We start from the raw sequence: 20,995 nt of genomic DNA, 5'->3' as shown, positions 1-20,995 counted from the left end.
GCTACGACGCCAGCGCGATCAGCCGGCCGACCAGGTCCCCGAACGGGCCGTCGGCCGGCTCCTCGGCGAGGACCCGGCGCAGCAGCGCGCCCATCTCCTCGTCGTGGGCGGCGCTCACCGCGGTCAGCGCGGCGAAGTCGTGCACCAGCTGGGTCTCCAGCTCGGCGCGCGGGATGCGGCGCCCGTCCAGCCAGATCAGGGCCGTCGACTCGGCCAGCGAGATCCAGGAGCGGACGACCAGCTCCAGCCGCGCGGGCGGGTCGGTGACGTCCAGGTGCGAAAGGATCTGGACATACGCGGCCTGCCGTACGGAGTCCACGAGGGCGTTCGTCGTGGAGCTGCCGACCGCCGGACCGCCGCGCATCAGCGCCGAGAACCCGGGGCCGTGCTCGTCGACGAAGTCGAAGTAGCGGCCCATCACCCGCAGCAGCCGCGCGCCCAGCGGACCCTCCCGCGGCTCCACGAACCGGGCCGCGAGATCGTCCGAGGCACGCTGCAACGCGGCCTCGTAGAGGCTGAGTTTGCCGGGGAAGTAGTGGTACACGAGCGGACGCGAGATGCCCGCGGCCGACGCTATCTCGTCGATGGAGACCTCGTCGGGCGAGCGGCGGCTGAACAGCTCGAGCGCGACGCCGATCAACTGCCGCCGCCGCTCCTCGACGCCCATTCTGCGACGCACCCCGGTAGTCATACGAACACCTTACCGATCGAATCCGGCCCCCGAACGGGCCGGACCGGCCATCGGCGTTCACAGGTCCGGTGAGCGTCGCTCCGCGCGCCGGCCGGCGTGGTCCGCGGGCCTCAGCGCAGCCCGCCGATCGTCCGGCCGCCTTCCAGGGTGCCCTTCAGCTCGGCCCGCGCACCCTGCTCGGCCTTCGCCGTCAGCAGGTTCCCGTCGGCGGAGTCGCTGATACCGCCGCTCGCCTCGATCCGCCCGGTGCCCCGGTCCCCGGCGGCGAGCAGGTACCAGTGCCCGCCCTCCGACTTCCACAGCACCCCGGCCAGCACGTGCGGGTCGCGCTCGCCGCACGTCGGCACGTCCTGCGCCTTCGCCGCCACCGCGCCCTGCACCCCGCCCGGCGTCCGGAACTGGGCCAGCACCCGGGCGCCGTCACCCCGCCAGGTCTCGGCCCGGGTGCACACCCAGGCACCGGCACCGCTCGCGTCGGGCAGCGGCTGACTCGCGTACGCCCAGGCGTTCACCGACCGCACACCCTGGCCGCGCACGGACCCCAGCGAGCAGGCGTACGGCGCCCAGGCCGTCGCCTCCGGGCCAGAAGCGTCCTTCACCGAGCCGGGACGGCCGGTGGTGAGGCGGGCCGGCACCAGTTCGCCGAGGTCGGTCACCAGACGGGTGTCCGAGCCGTCGGCCAGCTCCAGCGCGTTCCAGGACGTGCACGCGCCGGACTGCTGCTGCACGGGGCCGGCCAGCGGCGAGGTCACGCCGTCGGTCAGCGTCAGGTCCCGGGCACCGGCGTCCGGCTCGGTGAGGTCCCGCCCGGCCGCCCCGGTCACCCAGGGTGCCGTCAGGTAGCGGACATTGCCGTCGGCCCGGCCCAGGACCACCGCGTTCGCCTCGGACCGGCGGGCGCCGTCGGTGCGCGCGAAGTCCAGGGCGGCGCCGGCCGCGCCGTCCTTCGGCTCGGCGTACCGGACGAGCCGCAGGCCGTCGTGGAGGATCACCACGCGCGCGTTGTCGACGGCTCCGGCGTACAGCAGCTGGGGCGGGCCGGCCGGGCCGCCGGTCGCGGTGCCCGGCGTCGCCGAGACGCCCACGCTCTCGCCGGGCCGGGCCCACACGGCCAGGGCGCGGCGCAGCAGTTCCTCGTCACCGGTGAGGTCACCGCGGGCCGGCCACACCGAGAAGTCGGTGCGCGCCGAGGTCTTCCACGCGTCGGGGGCGGCCTTCGTCAGCCCGGCCGGGTCCAGGGCCGCCTCGGCCGCCGGGTTCCGCGCGTAGGCGGGGGCGGCGGCGCCGTCCGGCCCCCAGCCGTCGCCGGGCAGCCCCAGCAGCGCCCCGCACACCACGAGGGCCGCCCCGGCGACCAGGGCGGCCCTCGTGTGCTGCCGGCGGCGCATCAGATCGGTCGGCCGGGCCTGCAACGAGCAGGGGTCGAACTCGGGCGAGGCGAGCAGCGCGTACCGGGCGGGGACCTCGTCGGCCTCCCGCAGCGCGGCGTCGGCGTCGGCGACCCCGGCGGCCGCGAGCAGCTGCCGTACGGCGGCGTCGGGGAGGTTCTCCAGCCCGCGCAGCACATAGGCGGCCCGGCCCGGCGCGGTCAGGGCGGACAGCTGCTGGTCCAGGGCGAGTTCGTCGGCGCCGCCGGAGCGCGGGAAGAGCTTGAGCCCGCGCACCTGGGGCAGCAGCGGCGGCAGCTGGGACCGCCTGGGCCGGGCGCGCCGCATGAGGGGCAGGCCTGCCTCCAGCGCCGTACGCACCACCCGGAGGCGGATCAGTGCGTATCCGGGGTCGAGGTCCCGGCCGGCCGACTGGGCCGGGACCACGGGGGTCGTCGTCCGGTTCCGGGGCAGTGCGCGCTGGGTGAGGGCGTGCGCGGTCAGCACCCGGCGGCTGCGGCCGAGGCCCGGCGGCAGCACCAGGTAGGCGAGCCGGACCAGGCGCGGATAGTGCTCGACGAGCGCGGCCTCGGCCTGCTCGACGTCGACGACCGGGTCGGCCGAGGAGACGGAGGACGATGCGGGGGGCGGGGCGACATCCTGTGACTGCACGTTCAGCAGAACGAGCGAATCGGTGGATGGTCACCGTGCGGGGGCGGGGCTAGTCGTCGGTCTCCACGAGCAGTCGCGCATAGGTGGCCATCGAGCGCTGGTAGCGCGGAAGATGGGGTGCCAGCGCGCCGAGCACCAGGGACAGGCCCTCGCGGTCGCGGCCCATGCTCGACAGGCAGAGCGCCAGCGTGGCGCGCACCGCGTCGTCCAACTCGTCGGAAGGGGCGACCAGTTCGGGCGAGAGCAGCTTCACGCCCTCCTGCGGGTGACCGGTGTTGCGCAGCGAGCTGGAGAGCTGGATCTTCGCCCGGCGGCCCTTGTAGCCGCTGACCTCGCTCAGACCACGGGCCAGCGCCTCACGGTACAGCGGCACGGCCCGGTCGGAGTGGCCCGTGGAGTCCCAGGCGCAGGCCCGCTCGAACAGGCCGAGGGGGCTGTCGGCGGGCAACTCGTCGGCGAGGGCGTCGATCAGCGCGCGGAAGGCGGCGCCGTCGTCCCCGGTGTCGGTGCGGTCGTCGAACGCCGCCCATGCGGCGGCGACACGGTCTTCCCAGTCCTGGTCCACGGCGCCACTTTCGCACGACCGTGCCCGTAAGGACACGTGCGTCACCGAATGCCCCTTCGCTTTCTGAGTACTTCGCGCCTCGGGACCGTATCGATGACGAAAGCCCTCGCCGGGGCTTCGCGCGGCATGACGCCGGAAACGGACCGGAGGAACACATGAGGCTGACCCGACCGATGCTCGCGCTGGCGGCAGCGGCGGCGGTGGTGGCGCTGACGGGCTGCGGAGCCGACGGGGACGGCGCGGCGGCCGTGCCCGAGACCGCGACCGGCAGCCTGGAGCACCTGGCCGCCGAGGTGGAGTGCGACCCGAACATGCAGACCGACGCCGACACCATCCGCCAGGCGCTGTGCGAGAAGGGCGAGGAGAAGTACGTCCTCGCCACCTTCGCCACCGACCGCGGCCAGCGCGAGTGGATCAACACGGCCAAGGACTACGGCGGTCACTACCTCGTCGGCCGCAAGTGGGTGGCCGTCGGCCACGAGGACGTCGTGGCCGGCCTGCGCGGCCGGCTCGGCGGCACCCTGGAGGAGGGCGCGCGGCACGACGGCGGCGCGCACCCGGCCGGGCACGGCGGGCACGGCGGCTGACCCCGGCCGGGGGACGGCGAAGAGGGCCGGCGGCGGGTCTCCCCGTCACCGGCCCTCGCGCTGCGGCGGTGCCGCGGCTACTGGCAGTCCTCGCCGTTGTTGATGCAGTCCACGACCTCGTTCATCAGGTCCTCGTCCATGACGTTGATGAAGTCGTTGTGGTCGGTGATCGGCTTGTGCAGCTGCTCCGGGAAGCTGTCCACGGCGTACGGGTTCCGCACCTGGCCGTTCTCGACGGTCGGGGTGGGGATGTCGTACACCAGGCGGACCTGGAGCTGGGGGATGGCCTGGAAGCCGCCCGGGCAGCTGCCGTCCGCCTGGACGAACGCCATGTGGTCCCGGTGGTTGGCGCTGTCGGTGTTCTGGCCGTCCCAGCAGCTCTGGAAGTTGGCCGTGCGCACCACCTGGCTGCCCTCGGGGCACAGCGGGTACTTGTCCGTGACCTGCCGGTCCTCGAAGCCGGTGCAGCTCCAGGAGCTGTTGGCGTTCGCGTCGCCGTTGGTGAAGGACTTGGCGTCACCGGTGATGATGCGCAGGAACCTCGGCATGGCGACCACGTCGCCCTGCTGGTTGCCGACGAACCTCAGCTCGGCCTGGGCCGGTTCGAGGATCCTGCCGATGTTGCCCTCGGCGCCACCGCCCTGCTCGTTCGCGTCGAACTCCTGCGTACCGTCCTGGAGGCGCAGCACCGGCCAGTAGTAGGTGGACTTGTCGCCCTGGTTCTGGCAGGAGGTGTCCGCCGCCGCCAGGTCCTCGTCGCTGGAGAAGGCGTCGTTGTCCTGGTTGCCGACGTAGTCGTGCGTGTGGTGGGCGCCGTTGTCGACGCCCGGGGCGGCGATCAGGTTGTCACTGTTGAAGAGGTTGTTCTCGTTGACACCGCAGTCCGTGGTGAAGGTGCCGGTGGAACCGCCGTCGCCGTCGGCCGCCAGCCCGTTCTGGCTGTTGCGGGAGTTCGGCTGGACGTCGTTGATGTCGACGAAGTCGTCGGCGACCGGGCCCGCGACGCCGTTGCCGTTGTCGTCCTGGTTCTGGCCGTCGTCCTGGCCGCCCCCGTTCTGACCGCCGTCGTCCTGGCCTCCGCCGTCCTGCCCGTCTCCGTTCTGGCCGTCGTCCTGGCCTCCGCCGCCCTGTCCGCCGCCGTCCTGCGGCTGCTCGGCGGGCTGTCCCTGGCACCCGGCCAGCTCGTCCAGGTTCTCGTCGGCCCGGCCGCCGGCCCGGTTGATCTCCAGCTGGATCCGGTCGATGATCGCCTTCCGCCGGTCCTTCAGCGGGCCGAGGATGGCGTTGCGGACGAACTGCGCGTCACCTGCCTGCGCCTGCCGCGTGGTGGCGAGTCGCTGATAGGCGTCGGTGATCTGGCTGTCCAGCGTGGCCAGTTCGCCGTCGACCTCGCCGCGCGCCCGGTCCGGAACGCCGGAGATCTGCTGGCCCACGTCGGGGCAGTCGATCGTCGCGACCTGCGCGGCGGCGGACCTCGTGCGGTGCTGCCCGGGGCCCTCCTCGTGCGCCGAGGCGTTGAAGTTGGCCCACAGCAGCCCGCCCCCGCCGACCGCCAGGGCCGCCGCCCCGGCTACGACCTTGGTGGCCAGCGGCGAACGGCGTTTTCTTGTGTTGCGTCCCATGGAACTCCTCTGACTTCCTTGCGGGGCATCGAGGGCGCCCGACAGGAGTGAAGCGGCTCCCTTCCATACGGAGGCGGTCCCTGGGGTGTTCAGCCGTCCGGGTGATTGCCGGGTTCCGTGGGGCGGACGAGGTCAGCGACCGTGGTCCAGATACGCGAGAACGGCCAGCACACGGCGGTTGTCGTCGTCCGAGACCTCCAGACTCAGCTTGGCGAAGATGTTCGCCGTGTGCTTCGCGATCGCCCGCTCCGTCACGACGAGCCTGCCCGCGATCGCCGCGTTGGTCCGCCCCTGCGCCATCAGTTCCAGCACCTCCAGCTCCCGGGGCGTCAGCCGCTCCATCGGCCGGTCCGCCGCCGCACGCCGGCTGAGCAGCTGCTGGATGACCTGGGGGTCCATCACCGTGCCGCCCGCCGCCACCCGCCGTACCGCGTCCACGAACTGCTCGGCGTCGAGGACCCGGTCCTTGAGCAGGTACCCGACCCCGCCGGTGCCGTCGGCGAGCAGCTCGCGCGCGTACAGCTGCTCCACGTGCTGGGAGAGGACCAGGACCGGCAGCCCCGGCTTCCTGCGGCGGGCCTCCAGCGCGCACTGCAGGCCCTCGTCGGTGTGGGTGGGCGGCAGCCGGACGTCGACCACGGCGACGTCCGGCTCCAGCTCGGCCAGCGCCCGGGACAGCTCGGGGCCGGTCTCCACGGCCGCGGCGATCTCGAAGTCGTGGGCCTCCAGGAGCCGGACGAGTCCGTCGCGCAGCAGGAACAGGTCTTCGGCTAGGACAACGCGCAAGGGATCTCCATGGTGACCATGGTGGGGCCGCCCGCGGGCGAGCTGACGGCCATGACGCCGTCGAATGTACCGAGCCGCCGTTCCACCCCCGCGAGGCCCGACCCTGCGGCCACCGCCGCCCCGCCCCTGCCGTTGTCCGTGACGGTGACGCGCAGCCGCCCCTCGGCGTGGTGCACGTCGATCCAGATCCGGTCGGCACCGGAGTGCTTCACGGCGTTGGTGAGGACCTCGCTGACCGCGAAGTACGCGGCGGCCTCCACGGGCGCCTCCGCGCGGCCGGGCAGGTCCACGGCGACCTCGGCGTCCACCGGCAGCCGCAGAGCCAGGGCGCGTACGGCGTCCCCGAGGCCGCGCTCGGCCAGCACCGGCGGGTGGATGCCGCGCACGAGTTCCCGCAGCTCGGTGAGGGCGTCGGCGGAGGACCGCCTGGCCTGCGCGAGCAGCTTCCTGGCCTGCTCCGGGTCCTTCTCCAGCAGCGCCTCGATGGTGCCGAGGTCCATGCCCATGGCGACCAGCCGGGCCTGCGCCCCGTCGTGCAGGTCGCGCTCGATGCGGCGCAGCTCGGCGGCGGAGGTGTCCACGGCGTCGCGCCGGGTCTCGGTCAGCACCCGCACCCGCTCGGCCAGTTCGCCCTGGCCGGAGCCGAGGACCGCGCCGGTGAGCCGGAAGTGGGCGCGCAGCAGGCGCGGGGTGAGCCAGAGGGCGGCGAGCAGCAGCACGGCGCCGAGGCCCGCGGCGTAGAGGGCGGAGATCTGGTCGGTGACCCGGACGAAGCCGTACCAGTAGCCGTCGGGCAGGACCCGCCACAGGCCGACCGCGATGGCGAACCCCTCCAACGGGTACAGCGGCAGCGCGAAGGCCAGCAGCGCGGTGACGGCGCCCGCCGTCATGTCGACCGGCAGCCAGCGGAAGTCGCGCCAGGTCGCGGGGTCGCCGAGCATGCCGAAGGTGCGCGCCCACGGATTGGCGTCCGCGGGCAGCGGCCGGTACGCCCGCGGGATGCGCACCCCCGCCCACTCGGCGGCGAGCAGCCGCCGACGGTCCGCGAACGCCCGTACCCCCGTGAGCACCCAGGGCGTGGTGACCAGGCCGATCCCGATCGGGATCAGGGCGACGGAAACGAGGGTGAGGCAGAAGCACAGCACCGAGCCGATCAGGCAGAGCGGCACCAGCGCGAGCCCCCGCACGGCCGCCAGGGCCACGTCCCGTGTCGGTGCCCGGTCCCGGCCGGGGCCCGCGCCGACGCCGCTGTTCTTCGTCTCGATGTCCATGCCCGTAGTCTCGCCCGGGCCGCGGCGGCCGGTCACGGGGCCGAGCCCCCCGGTCCGGGGGTGGTGCCAGGTACACCCCCGGCGGCCCGCCGGTGCCTCGGACGCCTCCCGGTCGGGGCGGGCCGGGGCGGGTCGGGTCAGGCTTCCCCGGGTGCGTCCCGGCCGGCCGCGAGGACCTTCGCCTCCGTCTCCGGGTCGAGACCGACCGGCGGACGGTCCGGGCGCCGGGGTGCCGTGCCGCCGATCCCCTCCAGCCAGGACCAGGTGTCGGTGACGGTGGCGCCGACCGGGCGGCAGGTCAGGCCGGTCGCCAGCGCCCGGGAGACGTCCGCGCCGTGCAGGGCGTCGTGCAGGTCGCTGCCCGGCGGTGTCCACACCGGCAGCTGCGTCCACGGCTCGACCCCGGCGGCGAGGACGGTGCCGGGCTCGGTCCAGCGCAGCTCGGCGGGGGCGCCGGTGGCGGTGACACAGGCGTCGAGCAGGGCGCCCATCGTGGCGTGTCCCTGCGGCGAGACCAGGTTGTACGGTCCGCTCAGCTCCCGCTCCACGGCGCCGAGGACCCAGCCGGCCAGGTCGCGGACGTCGACGTACTGCACGGGCAGGTCGCGCGGGCCCGGCGCGAGCACCGGGCCGCCGCGCGCCACGCGGGTCAGCCACCAGGGCAGCCGCCCGATGTTCTCGTACGGGCCGAGGATCAACCCGGACCGGGCGAGCACCGAGCGGTCCGCGCCGAAGGCGTCCAGGACCGCCAGCTCGGCGCCCCGCTTGTCCCGGGCGTAGTCGGTCTGCTCCGCGTCCGCCGAGGCGCCGTCGACGAGCGCGGCCTCCTCGGTGTACCCGGCGGGCGGGGCCCAGGCGTACACCGAGCAGCTCGACACGTACACGTAGCGGGAGGCGCGGCCCCGCAGCAGCCGCGCCGCGTCCCGCACCGCGCGGGGCGCCGCCGACCAGGTGTCGACGACGGCGTCCCACGTGCCGTCGGCCAGGGCGGTGAGTCCGTCGGGGGCGGTGCGGTCGCCGTGCAGCGACCGGACACCGGGCGGTGGCGCGTGCCGCCCGCGGTGGAAGACGGTCACCTCCCAGCCGTGACCGAGCGCCGCCTCCACCACGGCCCGCCCCACGAACTCCGTACCGCCCAGCACCAGTAGCCTCATGCGGGCCACTGTGCCCGGCGCCCGGACCGAAGGGAACGCCCGTCTGCCGACAGCAGAGACTCAGCGTCCCGTGGGCGGCGTGTACTTGTAGCCGACGCGCCGCACCGTCTGGATCGTCCGCCGGTGCTCGGCGCCGAGCTTCCGGCGCAGCCGCGCGACGTGCACGTCGACGGTGCGGCCGTCGCCCACGTGGCCGTACCCCCACACGGTCATGACCAACTGGTCACGGGTGTGCACCCGGTGGGGGTGGCTGACGAGGTGGGCGAGCAGCTCGAACTCCAGGTAGGTCAGGTCGAGTTCGCGGCCGTCGACGGCCGCCGTGCGCCGCGCGGCGTCGATCCGGACGAGCGGGTCGCCGCCCTGTCCGCCGCCCTGCCCGCCGGTCTCCTCCCCGGTGTCCCTCGCCGCCGTCGCGAGGCCGCCGACGGGCAGGAACGGCGGCTGCTGGTCGGCCGGGACGAGCACCAGGTAGCCGACCATCGGCGGGCGGCCCGGCAGCGAGGGCAGGGTGTGCGGGGGAGCGGGCAGCCAGGTGGCGCCCGGCGGCAGGAAGTCCGTGACGTCCACCGTCTCGTCCCGGTCGACGGCGCGCAGTCCGTGCCGGTGGCCGACGGAGGGGGGCAGGGCGGGGGCGGGGGAGTCGAGGGTGACGGTGGACAGGGAACGGGTGGTCGCCATGAGACGTCAGCTCTTTCGCGCGAGAGGTTCGTCGGGTGGGGCGACGGGCGCGAGTCGGTGATCGGGCGCGTCGCGGGGACGTACGTCGTGCGCGCCGGCGGAAGGCCCGCAGGGGGTACGCCCCGGGTGCGAGCCCGGTGGTGTACGGCCTGGGGGGTACGCCCGGTGGGGGTACGGCTTCCTAGCGGGCCGGCGCGATCGTCGCGCGGCAACACACCCGGTCGAAGTCGTCGTGCTGACGGGAGGGCCAGAAGGGCTCGAGGTCATGGCGACCTGTCACTGCGTGCTTCCGGAAGCTGGCCATGGGCCCATTGAAGCAGACACGGGCCCGCGGCAGGAGTCTCCTCTCACTGCGTGGACGCCGATCGGCGCGAAGTCGCCGCCGTCCGGCCGCCGTCCGGGCGCCGTCCGGGCCGCGCGGGCAGCGCGGGCAGCGCGAAGGGCGCCCACCGTCGTGGTGGGCGCCCTGCGGAGCGGGTGGGGGCCGGGTCAGACCTGGCCGGCCTTGTCCAGCGCGGTGCAGCAGGTGTCGACGAGCAGGCGGGTCACCACGTACGGGTCGACGTTGGCGTTGGGACGGCGGTCCTCGATGTAGCCCTTGCCGTCCTTCTCGACCTGCCACGGGATGCGGACCGAGGCGCCACGGTCGGAGACGCCGTAGGAGTACTCGTTCCACGGGGCGGTCTCGTGCAGGCCGGTCAGGCGGTCGTCGATGCCGGCGCCGTAGTTCTTGACGTGGTCCATCGGCTTGGAGCCCTCGCCGAGCGACTCGGCGGCGGTGATGATCGCGTCGTAGGACTCGCGCATCGCCTTGGTGGAGAAGTTGGTGTGCGCGCCCGCGCCGTTCCAGTCGCCCTTGACCGGCTTGGGGTCGAGGGTGGCGGAGACGCCGAAGTCCTCGGCGGTGCGGTAGAGCAGCCAGCGGGCGACCCACAGCTGGTCGGAGACCTCCAGCGGCGCCAGCGGGCCGACCTGGAACTCCCACTGGCCGGGCATGACCTCGGCGTTGATGCCGGAGATGCCGAGACCGGCCTTCAGGCAGTTCTCCAGGTGGGCCTCGACGACGTCGCGGCCGAAGATCTCGTCCGAGCCGACGCCGCAGTAGTAGCCGCCCTGCGCGGCCGGGAAGCCGCCCTCGGGGAAGCCGAGCGGGCGGGCGCCCTTGAAGAAGGTGTACTCCTGCTCGATGCCGAAGATCGGCTCCTGCGCGGCGAACCGCTCGGCCAGCTCGGCCAGCGCGGCGCGGGTGTTGCTGGGGTGCGGGGTCATGTCCGTGTCGAGGACCTCGCACAGCACCAGGATGTCGTCGCCGCCGCGGATCGGGTCGGGGCAGGAGAAGACCGGCTTGAGCACGCAGTCCGAGGAGCTGCCCTCGGCCTGGTTGGTGGAGGAGCCGTCGAAGCCCCAGATCGGCAGGGCGTCCAGGCCCGCGGGGGCGTCCGTGATGATCTTCGTCTTGGAACGGAGCTTGGCCGTCGGCTCGGTGCCGTCGATCCAGATGTACTCGGCCTTGAAGGTCACGGGGACACATCCTTCGGGGTGGGTCTGGGCGCACTTGCGGGTGCTGCGGCGCCGGGCCGGACCGGGGCGTCGCGTCTGCTGCCGTGCAGCGTGCCAACAGGCGATTTCCCGTCCGTTGCCCGTATGTGAACCCCGTGTTACCTGCCGAGGGTGTGGCGCGAATCTCACGCCCCGGCACCCGGCCCGGCACCCGGACCGGCACCCGCCCCGGCACCCGCCCCGGCGCCCGGCCCGGCACCCGGACCGCCCCTGGGCCGGTCCGAGGCCGGGTCCGAGGCTTACGCCACCTTCTCGATCAGCGCCCGCCGGATCAGGAACTTGCCCTCCTCCCGGACCTGCTCGAAGGCCGCGTCGTTGAGCAGGACGCAGCTCCCCGAGGCGGAGGCGACCTCCACCGTCGTGGACTTGGCGTTGTCCAGGTTGGTCACCCTGAGCCTGGTGCCCACCGGGAACTGGTTGCTGGACGCGGCGGGCGCGCCGCCCTCGCCGGAGAGGGTGACGGTGGAGCCGGCGCACACCTGCTCACCGGCCTGGGCGGCACCTCCCGCCTGACCCGCTTCCTGCCCGGCGTCCTGGCCCGCGCCTTGCCCGGCGTCCTGGCCCGCCTCCGCGCCGTTCTGCGGCGGCTGCGCGGCCTGGGAGTCCTGAGCCGACTCCCCGACCGTGCAGCCGGACGCCGCCTGCTTGCGCTCGATCTCCGCGAGGACCGCCTCGCGGTTGGCGATCCGGGCCTCGGACTGCGCGTCGGGAGCGGCCCGCTGGCCCTCGATGAAGCGCTGGTTGTTGCCGAGCGCGGTGGCCAGGCCCTGGCAGACGGAGGAGTCCTGAGCGGACTTCGTCCGGGCGTGCTGGGCGGGCTGGGTGGCGTTCGAGGCGGTGGCCGCCACGAACGCCCCGCCACCCGCCACCGTCGCCGCGCCGAGCAGCAACGCGATCCTCTTCTTCGTACCGAGACTTCTTCTGCGCGACATGCGCGCCTCCTGAGAGCTGGGGGAGCGTACGCCGCTATGTACGGGACATCGGACGGAGTTGCTCAGCGACCGGCCCGGTACGCGTGAACACCTGCGTCACAGTCACCCCTCCCCGCCGGGGCGAGCCACGGGTCAGCGGGACAGGGCGTCCCGGACCGCCTCGTCGGTGCGGCCCACGACGGCCGTCCCGTCGTCCGCCGTGATGATCGGACGCTGGATCAGCTTCGGGTGTGCGGCGAGCGCGGCGACCCAGCGGGGGCGGGACGCCTCGTCGCGGGGCCAGTCCTTCAGGCCCAGATCCTTGGCGGCGGCCTCCTGGGTGCGGGTGATGTCCCACGGTTCGAGCCCGAGGCGGGTGAGCACCTCGCGGATCTCGTCCTCGCTCGGTACGTCCTCCAGGTAGCGGCGGACCGTGTAGTCGGCGCCCTCGGCGTCCAGCAGGCCGATCGCGCTGCGGCACTTGGAACAGGCCGGGTTGATCCAGATCTCCATGCCGCACACCGTAGCCCGGGGGCGCGGGAACCCGTTCGCCCCGTGTGCCACAGCGACCCCGAAAGCCCTTGTGGCCAGGGGCTTTTGTCAGTGGGGGGCGGTAAAATTGAAGCAGTGTTCGAGGGTGTCGCCGGGTGGTCCGGACGGCGCCCTGACCGCGACAGGAGGATGCCCGTGCCCGCTGCCGCACTGAAGCCGAAGCCGTTGCCCACCCAGTCCACCGCCAAGCGGCCCGTCCTGCTCGACCTGCCGTACGAACCCGTGGAGAAGCGTCCGCTGCCGGCGGGCCGCCCCCGCGAGTGGTACGTCTCGCACAACCGCCGGCTCAAGGCGATGCGGCTGGCCATCGCCCTGCTCGACTCCGGCGTCTACCTGCCGACCCAGGCGCGCAACGAGAGGATAAGGAGCGCCGCGCAGACCATCGGCGTCCACCCGCCGTCGGACACGACGTGCCACATGGTGCGGGCGCTGATGCGGTACTCGCGCTGAGCTCACGCCGGACACCGCCGCGTCCCACGCGGTGTCCGGCACCCCCTAGTAGGGCGCCCGGAAGTCGACGTACCCCAGCAGGACGATCACCGCCGCCACACAGCCCAGCACCACGACGGTCGACACCCACGACGACCGGCGTCCGGAGCGGCCCACGTGCTCGGGATCGGCGCGGAAGGGGACCGGTCCGGGCGGGTTCTCCTTCCAGCGCGCGGCGAGCATCCGGGCGCGTGCGGAAGGCTCCTTGTGCTCGGCGCCGTCCGCCCACCGCAGGTCGAACTCGCGCTCCTCGTCGTCCCGTTCGGGCATGTCCGATCCCTCTCCCCGTCCCCTGACTCGAACAACCGTGTCAGTATCCATGATCCCGGGCCGGGTTCCGCCAGGGGCGGTTTCCGGCCGACGACGGCGCCCCCGCCCCCTGACGGACAGGGGACGGGGGCGCCGGACGGTCCGGACGGGCCGGGCGTCGATCACACGTCGAAGTACATCTCGAACTCGTGCGGGTGCGGACGCAGCTGGAGCGGGGCGATCTCGTTCGCCCGCTTGAAGTCGATCCACGTCTCGATCAGGTCCGGGGTGAACACGTCGCCCTGGAGGAGGAACTCGTGGTCGGCCTCCAGGCGGTCCAGGACCGCGCCGAGCGAGGTCGGGACCTGCGCCACGTTGGCGTGCTCCTCGGGAGCCAGCTCGTAGAGGTCCTTGTCGATCGGCTCGGCCGGCTCGATCTTGTTCTTGATGCCGTCCAGGCCCGCCAGCAGCAGGGCCGAGAAGGCCAGGTACGGGTTGCCGGAGGCGTCCGGCGCGCGGAACTCGACGCGCTTGGCCTTCGGGTTCGAGCCCGTGATCGGGATGCGCATCGCGGCCGAGCGGTTGCGCTGCGAGTAGACCAGGTTCACCGGCGCCTCGAAGCCCGGCACCAGGCGGTGGTAGGAGTTCACCGTCGGGTTGGTGAAGGCCAGCAGCGACGGGGCGTGCTTGAGGATGCCGCCGATGTAGTAGCGCGCGGTGTCCGACAGGCCGGCGTAGCCCTGCTCGTCGTAGAAGAGGGGCTCGCCGCCCGACCACAGCGACTGGTGGACGTGCATGCCCGAGCCGTTGTCGCCGAAGATCGGCTTCGGCATGAAGGTCGCCGTCTTGCCGTTCTTCCACGCCACGTTCTTCACGATGTACTTGAAGAGCTGGAGGTCGTCGGCCGCGGCGAGCAGCGTGTTGAACTTGTAGTTGATCTCCGCCTGGCCGGCCGTGCCCACCTCGTGGTGCTGGCGCTCGACCTGGAGGCCGGACCGCTCCAGCTCCAGGGAGATCTCGGCGCGCAGGTCGGCGAAGTGGTCGACCGGCGGGACCGGGAAGTAGCCGCCCTTGTAGCGGACCTTGTAACCGCGGTTGTCCTCCAGCGCACCGGTGTTCCAGGCGCCGGCCTCGGAGTCGATGTGGTAGAAGGACTCGTTCGCGCTGGTGGCGAAGCGGACGGAGTCGAAGACGTAGAACTCCGCCTCCGGACCGAAGAACGCCGTGTCGGCGATGCCCGTGGAGGCGAGGTAGGCCTCCGCCTTCTTCGCCACGTTCCGCGGGTCGCGGGAGTACTGCTCGCCCGTGATCGGGTCGTGGATGAAGAAGTTGATGTTGAGGGTCTTGTCCCGGCGGAACGGGTCGATGCGCGCGGTCGACAGGTCGGGGCGCAGGGACATGTCCGACTCGTGGATGGCCTGGAAGCCGCGGATCGAGGAGCCGTCGAAGGCCTGCTCGTCGTCGGGGTCGAACGCCGCGGCGGGCAACGTGAAGTGCTGCATGACGCCCGGCAGGTCGCAGAACCGGACGTCGACGAACTTGACGTCTTCGTCGGCGATGTACTTCTTGGCGTCGTCGGCGTTCTGGAACATCCAGCTCCTCCTACTCCCGACCGTCCCGCCGGGGTGGTAGATCGTTCGTGCGGCCAGTGCGGGTGGCACACGCTTCCTCGACCCTAGGGACGGGTGATTTCTCGGGCGTGACCCATTTGTTTCGCAGAAGTTAACCGGCTCCGTTCCAGCCTAGGCCTCCTCCGCGCCCGGCACACCCCGCCGTCTGCCCCTCGGCGCCTCCTTCACGCCCCCTCCGTCCGGAGGTCATATGCGGGCGCAGTACCGTGGACGGGTGGACAACAGGCAAGCAATCGGATCGTGGCTTTCCGGGCCGCGCGCGGCCATCGAGGAGGCCGGCGCGGACCTCGGGTACCGGGGCGAGCAGCTCGGTCTGCCGGAGGAGGGGCCGGGGTCGATCGCCCGCCCGGGCCGGCGGATCGGCGCCATGGCCGTCGACTGGGGTCTGTGCCTCCTGATCGCATACGGCCTGATCACGGACGGCTACGACCAGGTGACCGGCAACTGGGCCCTGCTGATCTTCTTCGTGCTGAGCGTGCTGACCGTCGGCACGGTCGGCTACACCCCGGGCAAGCGCCTGCTCGGCCTGCGCGTGGTCGACCTCGCCACGGGCCGCCCGAGCCCCGTGCGCGCCCTGCTGCGCTCGGTGCTGCTGTGCCTCGCCCTGCCGGCGCTGATCTGGGACCGCGACGGCCGGGGCCTGCACGACCGGCTGGCGCGCACCGTGGAAATCCGGATCTGACGCGGGCGCCGCGAGGTCCGTGAGGTCATGGAACGGCCCCGCGCGTGCGGTACGGCGATGGGGGCGACCGGAGTGATCCGGTCGCCCCCATCGCCGTACCGGCGTCGCGGAGTCGTCCTGCGAGGTGCCTAGGGTCAGCGACCCCTGGGGTTGCCCCCCTTGGGCATGCGCATGCCCTTCGGCATCGGGCCCTTGGGCAGCGGCATGTTGCTCATCAGGTCGCCCAGGGCGCGCAGCCGGTCGTTGGTCACGGTGACCTGCGGGCCGGACAGGACGCGGGGGAGCTTCAGCATGGTCGTACGCAGCTTCTTCAGCTCGACCTGACCCTCGCCGGTGCCCACGACCAGGTCGTGCACGGGCACGTCGGCGACGATGCGGTTCATCTTCCGCTTCTCCGCCGCGAGCAGGGTCTTCACCCGGTTCGGGTTGCCCTCGGCCACCAGCACGATGCCGGCCTTGCCGACCGCGCGGTGCACGACGTCCTGGTTGCGGTTCATCGCCACCGCGGGGGTCGTCGTCCAGCCCCGGCCGATGTTGTCCAGCACGGCCGCCGCGGCGCCGGGCTGTCCCTCCATCTGACCGAAGGCCGCCCGCTCGGCCCGGCGTCCGAAGACGATCGCCGTCGCGAGGAAGGCGAGCAGCACGCCCAGGATGCCGAGATAGATGGGGTGACCGATCAGGAAACCGATCGCGAGGAGGACACCGAAGACGACGATGCCGACACCCGCGAGCACAAGACCGATCTTCTTGTCGGCCTTGCGGGTCATCTTGTAGGTCAGAGCGATCTGCTTCAGTCGCCCGGGATTCGCAGCGTCCGCTGCAGGTTCCTTCCTCGCCATGGCACGAAGTCTACGTGCCCCCGAAAGCGCCGACGACGGCAGTGCCCGGCACGGGCGGGCGGGACGGCGAGGGGGCCGGGGTCAGGAGCGGCCGGAGACGGTCTGGCCGAGCACGCGCTCCGTCTCGATCCGGTCCTTGGCGCGGCGGCGGTCCTCCAGCACGGAGGTCCAGGCGTTGCGCCGCGCGGTGCGCTGGCCGCTGCTCATCAGCAGTGACTCGACGGCCCGCAGGGCGGTGGTGAACGACGGGATGGCGGTGGCGCGAACGGGCGCGGCCTGCATCGTGGAGGTCCCCCCTCGGTACGGCTCCGGGCACGGAGACGGGTGTACGTGGTGTGATTCCAGGGTCACTGATTGGTGTTACCAGGGCGTGACCCGCCGGTCAAACGGACATGAAGACGCGATGCCCGCGGGTGCCACGGCGGCGCGGCCCCGACCGGTGTCCTCAACTGCGAGGACGGTCGGGACCGCGGCGTCACGGCCACTACTGGCCGGTAGGTCCTTGTGCGTGAATTCACACGCCGGGTGCGCGCCCCTGTCAGGCCGCGGCGCCCTGACGCTGCTCCATGGCCATCTGGTAGAGCCGCCCCGCGCGGTAGGAGGAGCGGACCAGCGGGCCGGACATGACGCCGGAGAAGCCGATCTGCTCGGCCTCCTCCTTCAGCTCCACGAACTCCTGCGGCTTCACCCAGCGCTCCACGGGGTGGTGGCGCACGGACGGGCGCAGGTACTGCGTGATGGTGATCAGTTCGCAGCCGGCCTCGTGCAGCTGCTTCAGCGCCTCGCTGATCTCCTCACGGGTCTCGCCCATGCCGAGGATCAGGTTGGACTTGGTGACCAGGCCGTAGTCGCGGGCGTCGGTGATGACCTTCAGGGAGCGCTCGTAGCGGAAGCCGGGGCGGATGCGCTTGAAGATGCGGGGGACGGTCTCGACGTTGTGCGCGAAGACCTCGGGGCGGGAGGCGAAGACCTCCTCGAGCAGCTCGGGCACCGCGTTGAAGTCGGGGGCGAGCAGCTCGACCTTGGTGCGGCCGGCCTCGCGCTCCGCCGTCTGCTGGTGGATCTGGCGCACCGTCTCGGCGTACAGCCAGGCGCCGCCGTCGGGAAGGTCGTCGCGGGCGACGCCCGTGATGGTGGCGTAGTTCAGGTCCATGGTGACCACGGACTCGCCGACCCGCCGCGGCTCGTCGCGGTCGAGCGCCTCGGGCTTGCCGGTGTCGATCTGGCAGAAGTCGCAGCGCCGCGTGCACTGGTCGCCGCCGATGAGGAAGGTCGCCTCGCGGTCCTCCCAGCACTCGTAGATGTTCGGACAGCCGGCTTCCTGGCAGACCGTGTGCAGGCCCTCGCTCTTCACGAGGTTCTGCATCTTCGTGTACTCGGGGCCCATTTTCGCCCGGGTCTTGATCCACTCGGGCTTGCGCTCGATGGGGGTCTGGCTGTTGCGGACCTCCAGGCGCAGCATCTTGCGTCCGTCGGGTGCGACTGCGGACACGACCGGCTCCCTAGCGTTTGATTCTTCGGCGTGACCCAGGGTACGCCCGTTGATTTGGTGGCCCGCGAGAGTGCTGGCCCTGCTGGGGGCTGCCGCCCCCGGACCCCCGCCGTCGGCTTGATCGGCCTCGTCGTCAAACGCCGGACGGGCCGGGTTTATGCCCGCGGTCAGGCCGCGGGGGCCTTCTCGATCTCCCGCGGCCTCAGGTCCGCGTTCTCCAGGACGTCGCGCAGGTGGCGCTCGATCACCGGCAGCACCTCCTCGATGGTCACGTCCCGCCCGAGCTCGTTCGCCAGGGAGGCGACGCCGGCGTCGCGGATGCCGCACGGGATGATGCGGTCGAACCACTTGTTGTCCGGGTTCACGTTCAGCGCGAAGCCGTGCATGGTGACGCCCTTGGCCACCCGGATGCCGATCGCCGCGATCTTGCGGTCCTCGCGGCGCTGGCCCGCGTTGGACGGGGCGTACTCGGGCCCGTTCAGCCGGGGGTCGAACTCCTCGTCGGCCAGCCGGGGGTCGAAGTCCAGGGACAGACCGCCGAGCGCCGGGCGCCGCTCGACCGGGTCGCCGAGGACCCAGACCCCGCTGCGGCCCTCGATGCGGGTGGTCCCGAGGCCGAACTCCGCGCAGGTGCGGATCAGGGCCTCCTCCAGCCGCCGCACGTGCGCCACCACGTCCACCGGGCGCGGGAGCTTCTGGATCGGGTACCCCACCAGCTGACCCGGACCGTGCCAGGTGATCTTCCCGCCGCGGTCCACGTCGATCACGGGCGTCCCGTCCAGCGGGCGCTCGCTGTCCGCGGTGCGCCGGCCGGCGGTGTACACCGGCGGGTGTTCGAGGAGCAGCACCGTGTCGGGGACCTCGTCGGCGAACCGCGCCGCGTGCACCCGGCGCTGCTCGTCCCACGCCTCCTGGTACTCGACGCGCTCGGCACCGAACCCCATGCGGACGAACCGCAGCTCACTCACGGCAAGTGCCTCCCTGGAAGGTCGTAAGGCACGAAGGGTGCCCACGCCACTGTACGACCGTCCGGGTCCCGTCAGCCGAGCGGGCGTTCCTCACACGATCGGATGAATGCCGGTCGAAGTGTGCGATCGGGCGCTTACTCTCCGCTACATTCACGCCGTTCACGAGGCCATAAGGGCTGCTCACAGGCGCTCCGGGCACATCGAACGGCCCGGAAGGCAGGAGACCGCACCGCACCATGACGGAACGACCCGCGCAGCGCACCCCCAACCGCCAGCTCGCCGCGCTCATCGCCGAAGCGGGGTTCTCGAACGCGGGTCTCGCGCGTCGCGTCGACCAGCTCGGACTCGAACACGGCCTGGACCTGAGATACGACAAGACGTCCGTCACCCGGTGGCTGCGCGGCCAGCAGCCCCGCGGTACCACCCCGGCCCTGATCGCCGAGGTCTTCACCCGGCGCCTCGGCCGCCGCCTCAGCGCCCAGGACCTCGGTCTGGACGCCTGCGCGCCCGTCTACGCGGGGCTGGAGTTCGCCGCCACCCCGGACGAGGCCGTCGACATCGTCGCGGGGCTGTGGCGCAAGGACTCCGGCAGCCACGCCGAGCTGCGCAAGATCGCCTTCACGCCGGCGGGCCTCGTCGTGCCCAGCAGGGACTGGCTGATCGGCCGCGCCGACGAGAAGGTGGCCCGCGTCGAGGTGCCCGTCCGGATCCCCGCGCAGGGCCGTCCGGCGGTGCCCAGGGGGCCTGTCCCGCTCGACCCGGACCGCCGGCGGGCCCCGGCCGAGCGCGGCCCCGGCCAGAAGGTCACCGGCGGCGACCTCGCCGCGCTGCGCTCGGTCGGCGAGCTGTTCCGCAGCCTGGACGACCGGTACGGCGGCGGACACGCCCGCCAGGCCCTGGTGCGCTACCTGGAGCACGAGCTGGAGCCGATGCTGCGCGGCACCTACGGGGAGCAGACCGGGCGGCGGCTGTTCTCGGCCGCCGCCGACCTGACCCGGCTCGCGGGCTGGACGTCGTACGACATCGCCGCGCACGGCCTCGCCCAGCGCTACTTCGTCCAGGCGCTGCGGCTCGCGCAGGCGGCGGGGGACCGGGCGTACGGCTCCTACGTGCTGGTCACCATGAGCCGCCAGGCCGTCTACCTGGGGCACGGGCGCGAGGCGGTCCAACTGGCCAGGGTGGCGCAGCAGGGCGTGGGGACCTCCGCGCCGCCCGTGGTGCAGACGCTGCTGCACGCGGCCGAGGCGCGGGCGCACGGGGTGCTCGGCGAGGTGCGGGCGTGCACCGCCTCACTGGTGAGGGCCGAGCGCGCCCTGGAGGCCGCCCGGCCCGGGGACGAGGTGCCGCACTGGGCGCGCTTCTTCGACGAGGCGCAGCTCGCCGACGAGTTCGGGCACTGCCACCGCGACCTCCAGCAGTTCCGCGCCGCCGCCCAGTACGCGGAGCGCTCACTGCTCCTGCGCGCCCCCGTCTACGCCCGCAGCCGGCTCTTCTGCCGGGTGGTGCTGGCCACCGCCCGCCTCGGGCTCGGGGAGCTGGACCAGGCCTGCCAGCTGGCCGCCGAGGCGGCCGGCCAGGCGGCCGAGATGCGGTCGGTCCGGGCGGCGGAGTACGTCCGCGACTTCGAACGGCGCCTGGAGCCGTACCGGGACGCGGCGCCCGTGCGGGGCTACCGGGACAGGGTGGCGGCGCTGGGCTAGGTGTACTGACCCGTGAGGTTGGGGACGCGGCTGGCGGGTGGTTGGCCTTTCAGCGCGGTGTGTCCGCGGTGGTGATTGTAGGTGTGCAGCCACTGCGGGAACGCTTCCCTGCGCTCGGCTTCTGACCGGTAGGGGCGGGCGTAGGCCCACTCGTCCAGCAGGGTGCGGTTGAAGCGTTCGACCTTGCCGTTCGTCTGGGGCCGGTAGGGCCGGGTGCGCTTGTGCGTGATCCCGGTCCGGGTCAGCTCGTCGCGCCAGTCGCGTGAGCGGTAGCAGGAGCCGTTGTCGGTCAGCACCCGCTCGACGGTGATCCCGGCCCGGGCGAAGTAGGCGTGGGCCCGCCGCCAGAAGCCCGTGGCGGTTCCCTTCTTCTCGTCCGCGTGGATCTCGCTGTAGGCGAGGCGGGAGTGGTCGTCGACGGCGGTGTGCAGGTAGCTGTAGCCGAGGTTGGGGCGGCCGTGACGGGTGCGGGGCCGGGTGGGATCGCGGTGTGCGGAGCTGTTGCGGCTGCCCTGGGCCCTGCCGTGGG

22 protein-coding genes are annotated in these 20,995 nt (G+C 72.8%); 4 read left to right on the top strand and 18 right to left on the bottom strand.

What is annotated here, in order from left to right; all coding sequences use genetic code 11:
• Position 1: 1 nt before the first annotated feature.
• The 3 genes from ACGF5T_RS11530 to ACGF5T_RS11520 form a co-directional block, all read right to left on the bottom strand.
• Positions 2–667, bottom strand: coding sequence for a TetR/AcrR family transcriptional regulator (locus ACGF5T_RS11530; protein WP_356610687.1), 666 nt, complete (start codon positions 665–667; stop codon positions 2–4).
• Positions 668–801: 134 nt separating this feature from the next.
• Positions 802–2,730, bottom strand: a complete 1,929-nt coding sequence (locus tag ACGF5T_RS11525; RefSeq protein ID WP_366766634.1) for a hypothetical protein — start codon at positions 2,728–2,730, stop codon at positions 802–804.
• A gap of 49 nt (positions 2,731–2,779) precedes the next feature.
• Positions 2,780–3,295 carry a tetratricopeptide repeat protein gene (locus ACGF5T_RS11520; protein ID WP_356610659.1) on the bottom strand — a complete coding sequence of 172 codons (516 nt, stop codon included), beginning with the start codon at positions 3,293–3,295 and terminating at the stop codon, positions 2,780–2,782.
• 155 nt (positions 3,296–3,450) lie between these two features.
• Between ACGF5T_RS11520 and ACGF5T_RS11515 the strand changes: the two genes are divergently transcribed.
• Positions 3,451–3,882, top strand: a complete 432-nt coding sequence (locus ACGF5T_RS11515) for a hypothetical protein (protein ID WP_356610658.1) — start codon at positions 3,451–3,453, stop codon at positions 3,880–3,882.
• A 77-nt stretch (positions 3,883–3,959) separates the two neighbouring features.
• Here the strand turns inward: ACGF5T_RS11515 and ACGF5T_RS11510 are convergent, their stop codons facing one another.
• From ACGF5T_RS11510 to ACGF5T_RS11475, 8 genes are all read right to left on the bottom strand, one after another.
• A complete protein-coding gene (locus tag ACGF5T_RS11510) occupies positions 3,960–5,504 on the bottom strand; it encodes a DUF1996 domain-containing protein (RefSeq protein ID WP_366766635.1) in 1,545 nt (514 codons plus the stop codon).
• A 132-nt stretch (positions 5,505–5,636) separates the two neighbouring features.
• Positions 5,637–6,290, bottom strand: a complete 654-nt coding sequence (locus ACGF5T_RS11505) for a response regulator transcription factor (protein WP_366766636.1) — start codon at positions 6,288–6,290, stop codon at positions 5,637–5,639.
• A complete protein-coding gene (locus tag ACGF5T_RS11500; RefSeq protein ID WP_366766637.1) occupies positions 6,275–7,561 on the bottom strand; it encodes a sensor domain-containing protein in 1,287 nt (428 codons plus the stop codon). Before ACGF5T_RS11500 ends, ACGF5T_RS11505 begins: the two co-directional genes overlap by 16 nt.
• Before the next feature lie 137 nt (positions 7,562–7,698).
• Positions 7,699–8,715, bottom strand: a complete 1,017-nt coding sequence (locus tag ACGF5T_RS11495) for an SDR family oxidoreductase (protein ID WP_366766638.1) — start codon at positions 8,713–8,715, stop codon at positions 7,699–7,701.
• A 60-nt stretch (positions 8,716–8,775) separates the two neighbouring features.
• Positions 8,776–9,393 carry a winged helix-turn-helix domain-containing protein gene (locus ACGF5T_RS11490; RefSeq protein ID WP_361011533.1) on the bottom strand — a complete coding sequence of 206 codons (618 nt, stop codon included), beginning with the start codon at positions 9,391–9,393 and terminating at the stop codon, positions 8,776–8,778.
• Between the two features lie 489 nt (positions 9,394–9,882).
• Positions 9,883–10,914, bottom strand: a complete 1,032-nt coding sequence (glnII, locus tag ACGF5T_RS11485; RefSeq protein WP_361011536.1) for a glutamine synthetase — start codon at positions 10,912–10,914, stop codon at positions 9,883–9,885.
• Positions 10,915–11,192: 278 nt separating this feature from the next.
• Positions 11,193–11,885 (bottom strand): hypothetical protein, encoded by a 693-nt coding sequence (locus ACGF5T_RS11480; protein WP_356610651.1) that lies wholly within the window; start codon positions 11,883–11,885, stop codon positions 11,193–11,195.
• A gap of 132 nt (positions 11,886–12,017) precedes the next feature.
• Positions 12,018–12,377 carry an arsenate reductase family protein gene (locus tag ACGF5T_RS11475; protein WP_366766639.1) on the bottom strand — a complete coding sequence of 120 codons (360 nt, stop codon included), beginning with the start codon at positions 12,375–12,377 and terminating at the stop codon, positions 12,018–12,020.
• 174 nt (positions 12,378–12,551) lie between these two features.
• Here ACGF5T_RS11475 and ACGF5T_RS11470 point away from each other — a divergent pair, with 174 nt between their 5' ends.
• Positions 12,552–12,866 carry a hypothetical protein gene (locus tag ACGF5T_RS11470; RefSeq protein WP_356610649.1) on the top strand — a complete coding sequence of 105 codons (315 nt, stop codon included), beginning with the start codon at positions 12,552–12,554 and terminating at the stop codon, positions 12,864–12,866.
• Positions 12,867–12,911: 45 nt separating this feature from the next.
• On the opposite strand, the gene ACGF5T_RS11465 is transcribed toward ACGF5T_RS11470, so the two are convergent.
• Positions 12,912–13,175: a hypothetical protein gene (locus ACGF5T_RS11465; protein ID WP_356610648.1), complete on the bottom strand. Its 264-nt coding sequence runs from the start codon at positions 13,173–13,175 to the stop codon at positions 12,912–12,914.
• Positions 13,176–13,336: 161 nt separating this feature from the next.
• Positions 13,337–14,746 carry a type I glutamate--ammonia ligase gene (gene glnA, locus ACGF5T_RS11460; RefSeq protein ID WP_356610647.1) on the bottom strand — a complete coding sequence of 470 codons (1,410 nt, stop codon included), beginning with the start codon at positions 14,744–14,746 and terminating at the stop codon, positions 13,337–13,339.
• Positions 14,747–14,999: 253 nt separating this feature from the next.
• On the opposite strand from glnA, the gene ACGF5T_RS11455 reads away from it, so the two are divergent.
• Positions 15,000–15,467: an RDD family protein gene (locus tag ACGF5T_RS11455; protein WP_356610646.1), complete on the top strand. Its 468-nt coding sequence runs from the start codon at positions 15,000–15,002 to the stop codon at positions 15,465–15,467.
• 134 nt (positions 15,468–15,601) lie between these two features.
• Here the strand turns inward: ACGF5T_RS11455 and ACGF5T_RS11450 are convergent, their stop codons facing one another.
• The 4 genes from ACGF5T_RS11450 to lipB form a co-directional block, all read right to left on the bottom strand.
• Positions 15,602–16,306, bottom strand: a complete 705-nt coding sequence (locus ACGF5T_RS11450; protein ID WP_053129711.1) for a DUF4191 domain-containing protein — start codon at positions 16,304–16,306, stop codon at positions 15,602–15,604.
• Positions 16,307–16,387: 81 nt separating this feature from the next.
• The gene (locus ACGF5T_RS11445; RefSeq protein WP_053129709.1) at positions 16,388–16,588 is read right to left on the bottom strand and encodes a hypothetical protein; all 201 of its coding nucleotides are present in this window, start codon (positions 16,586–16,588) and stop codon (positions 16,388–16,390) included.
• A 256-nt stretch (positions 16,589–16,844) separates the two neighbouring features.
• On the bottom strand, positions 16,845–17,798 hold the full coding sequence (gene lipA / locus ACGF5T_RS11440) for a lipoyl synthase (RefSeq protein ID WP_356610644.1): 954 nt from the start codon (positions 17,796–17,798) through the stop codon (positions 16,845–16,847).
• Positions 17,799–17,965: 167 nt separating this feature from the next.
• A complete protein-coding gene (gene lipB, locus ACGF5T_RS11435) occupies positions 17,966–18,766 on the bottom strand; it encodes a lipoyl(octanoyl) transferase LipB (RefSeq protein WP_356610643.1) in 801 nt (266 codons plus the stop codon).
• Positions 18,767–19,002: 236 nt separating this feature from the next.
• Here lipB and ACGF5T_RS11430 point away from each other — a divergent pair, with 236 nt between their 5' ends.
• On the top strand, positions 19,003–20,466 hold the full coding sequence (locus ACGF5T_RS11430) for a regulator (protein ID WP_356610642.1): 1,464 nt from the start codon (positions 19,003–19,005) through the stop codon (positions 20,464–20,466).
• On the opposite strand, the gene ACGF5T_RS11425 is transcribed toward ACGF5T_RS11430, so the two are convergent.
• On the bottom strand, positions 20,463–20,995 hold a 533-nt coding region (locus ACGF5T_RS11425), incomplete at its 5' end, for an integrase core domain-containing protein (protein ID WP_392887619.1). The genes ACGF5T_RS11430 and ACGF5T_RS11425 overlap by 4 nt on opposite strands.

The organism is Streptomyces sp. NPDC047853, from assembly GCF_043204535.1.
In the GTDB taxonomy this organism is placed as follows: domain Bacteria; phylum Actinomycetota; class Actinomycetes; order Streptomycetales; family Streptomycetaceae; genus Streptomyces.
Note: the sequence above shows the minus strand (reverse complement) of the source record. Positions and strands in the feature narration are given on the sequence as shown.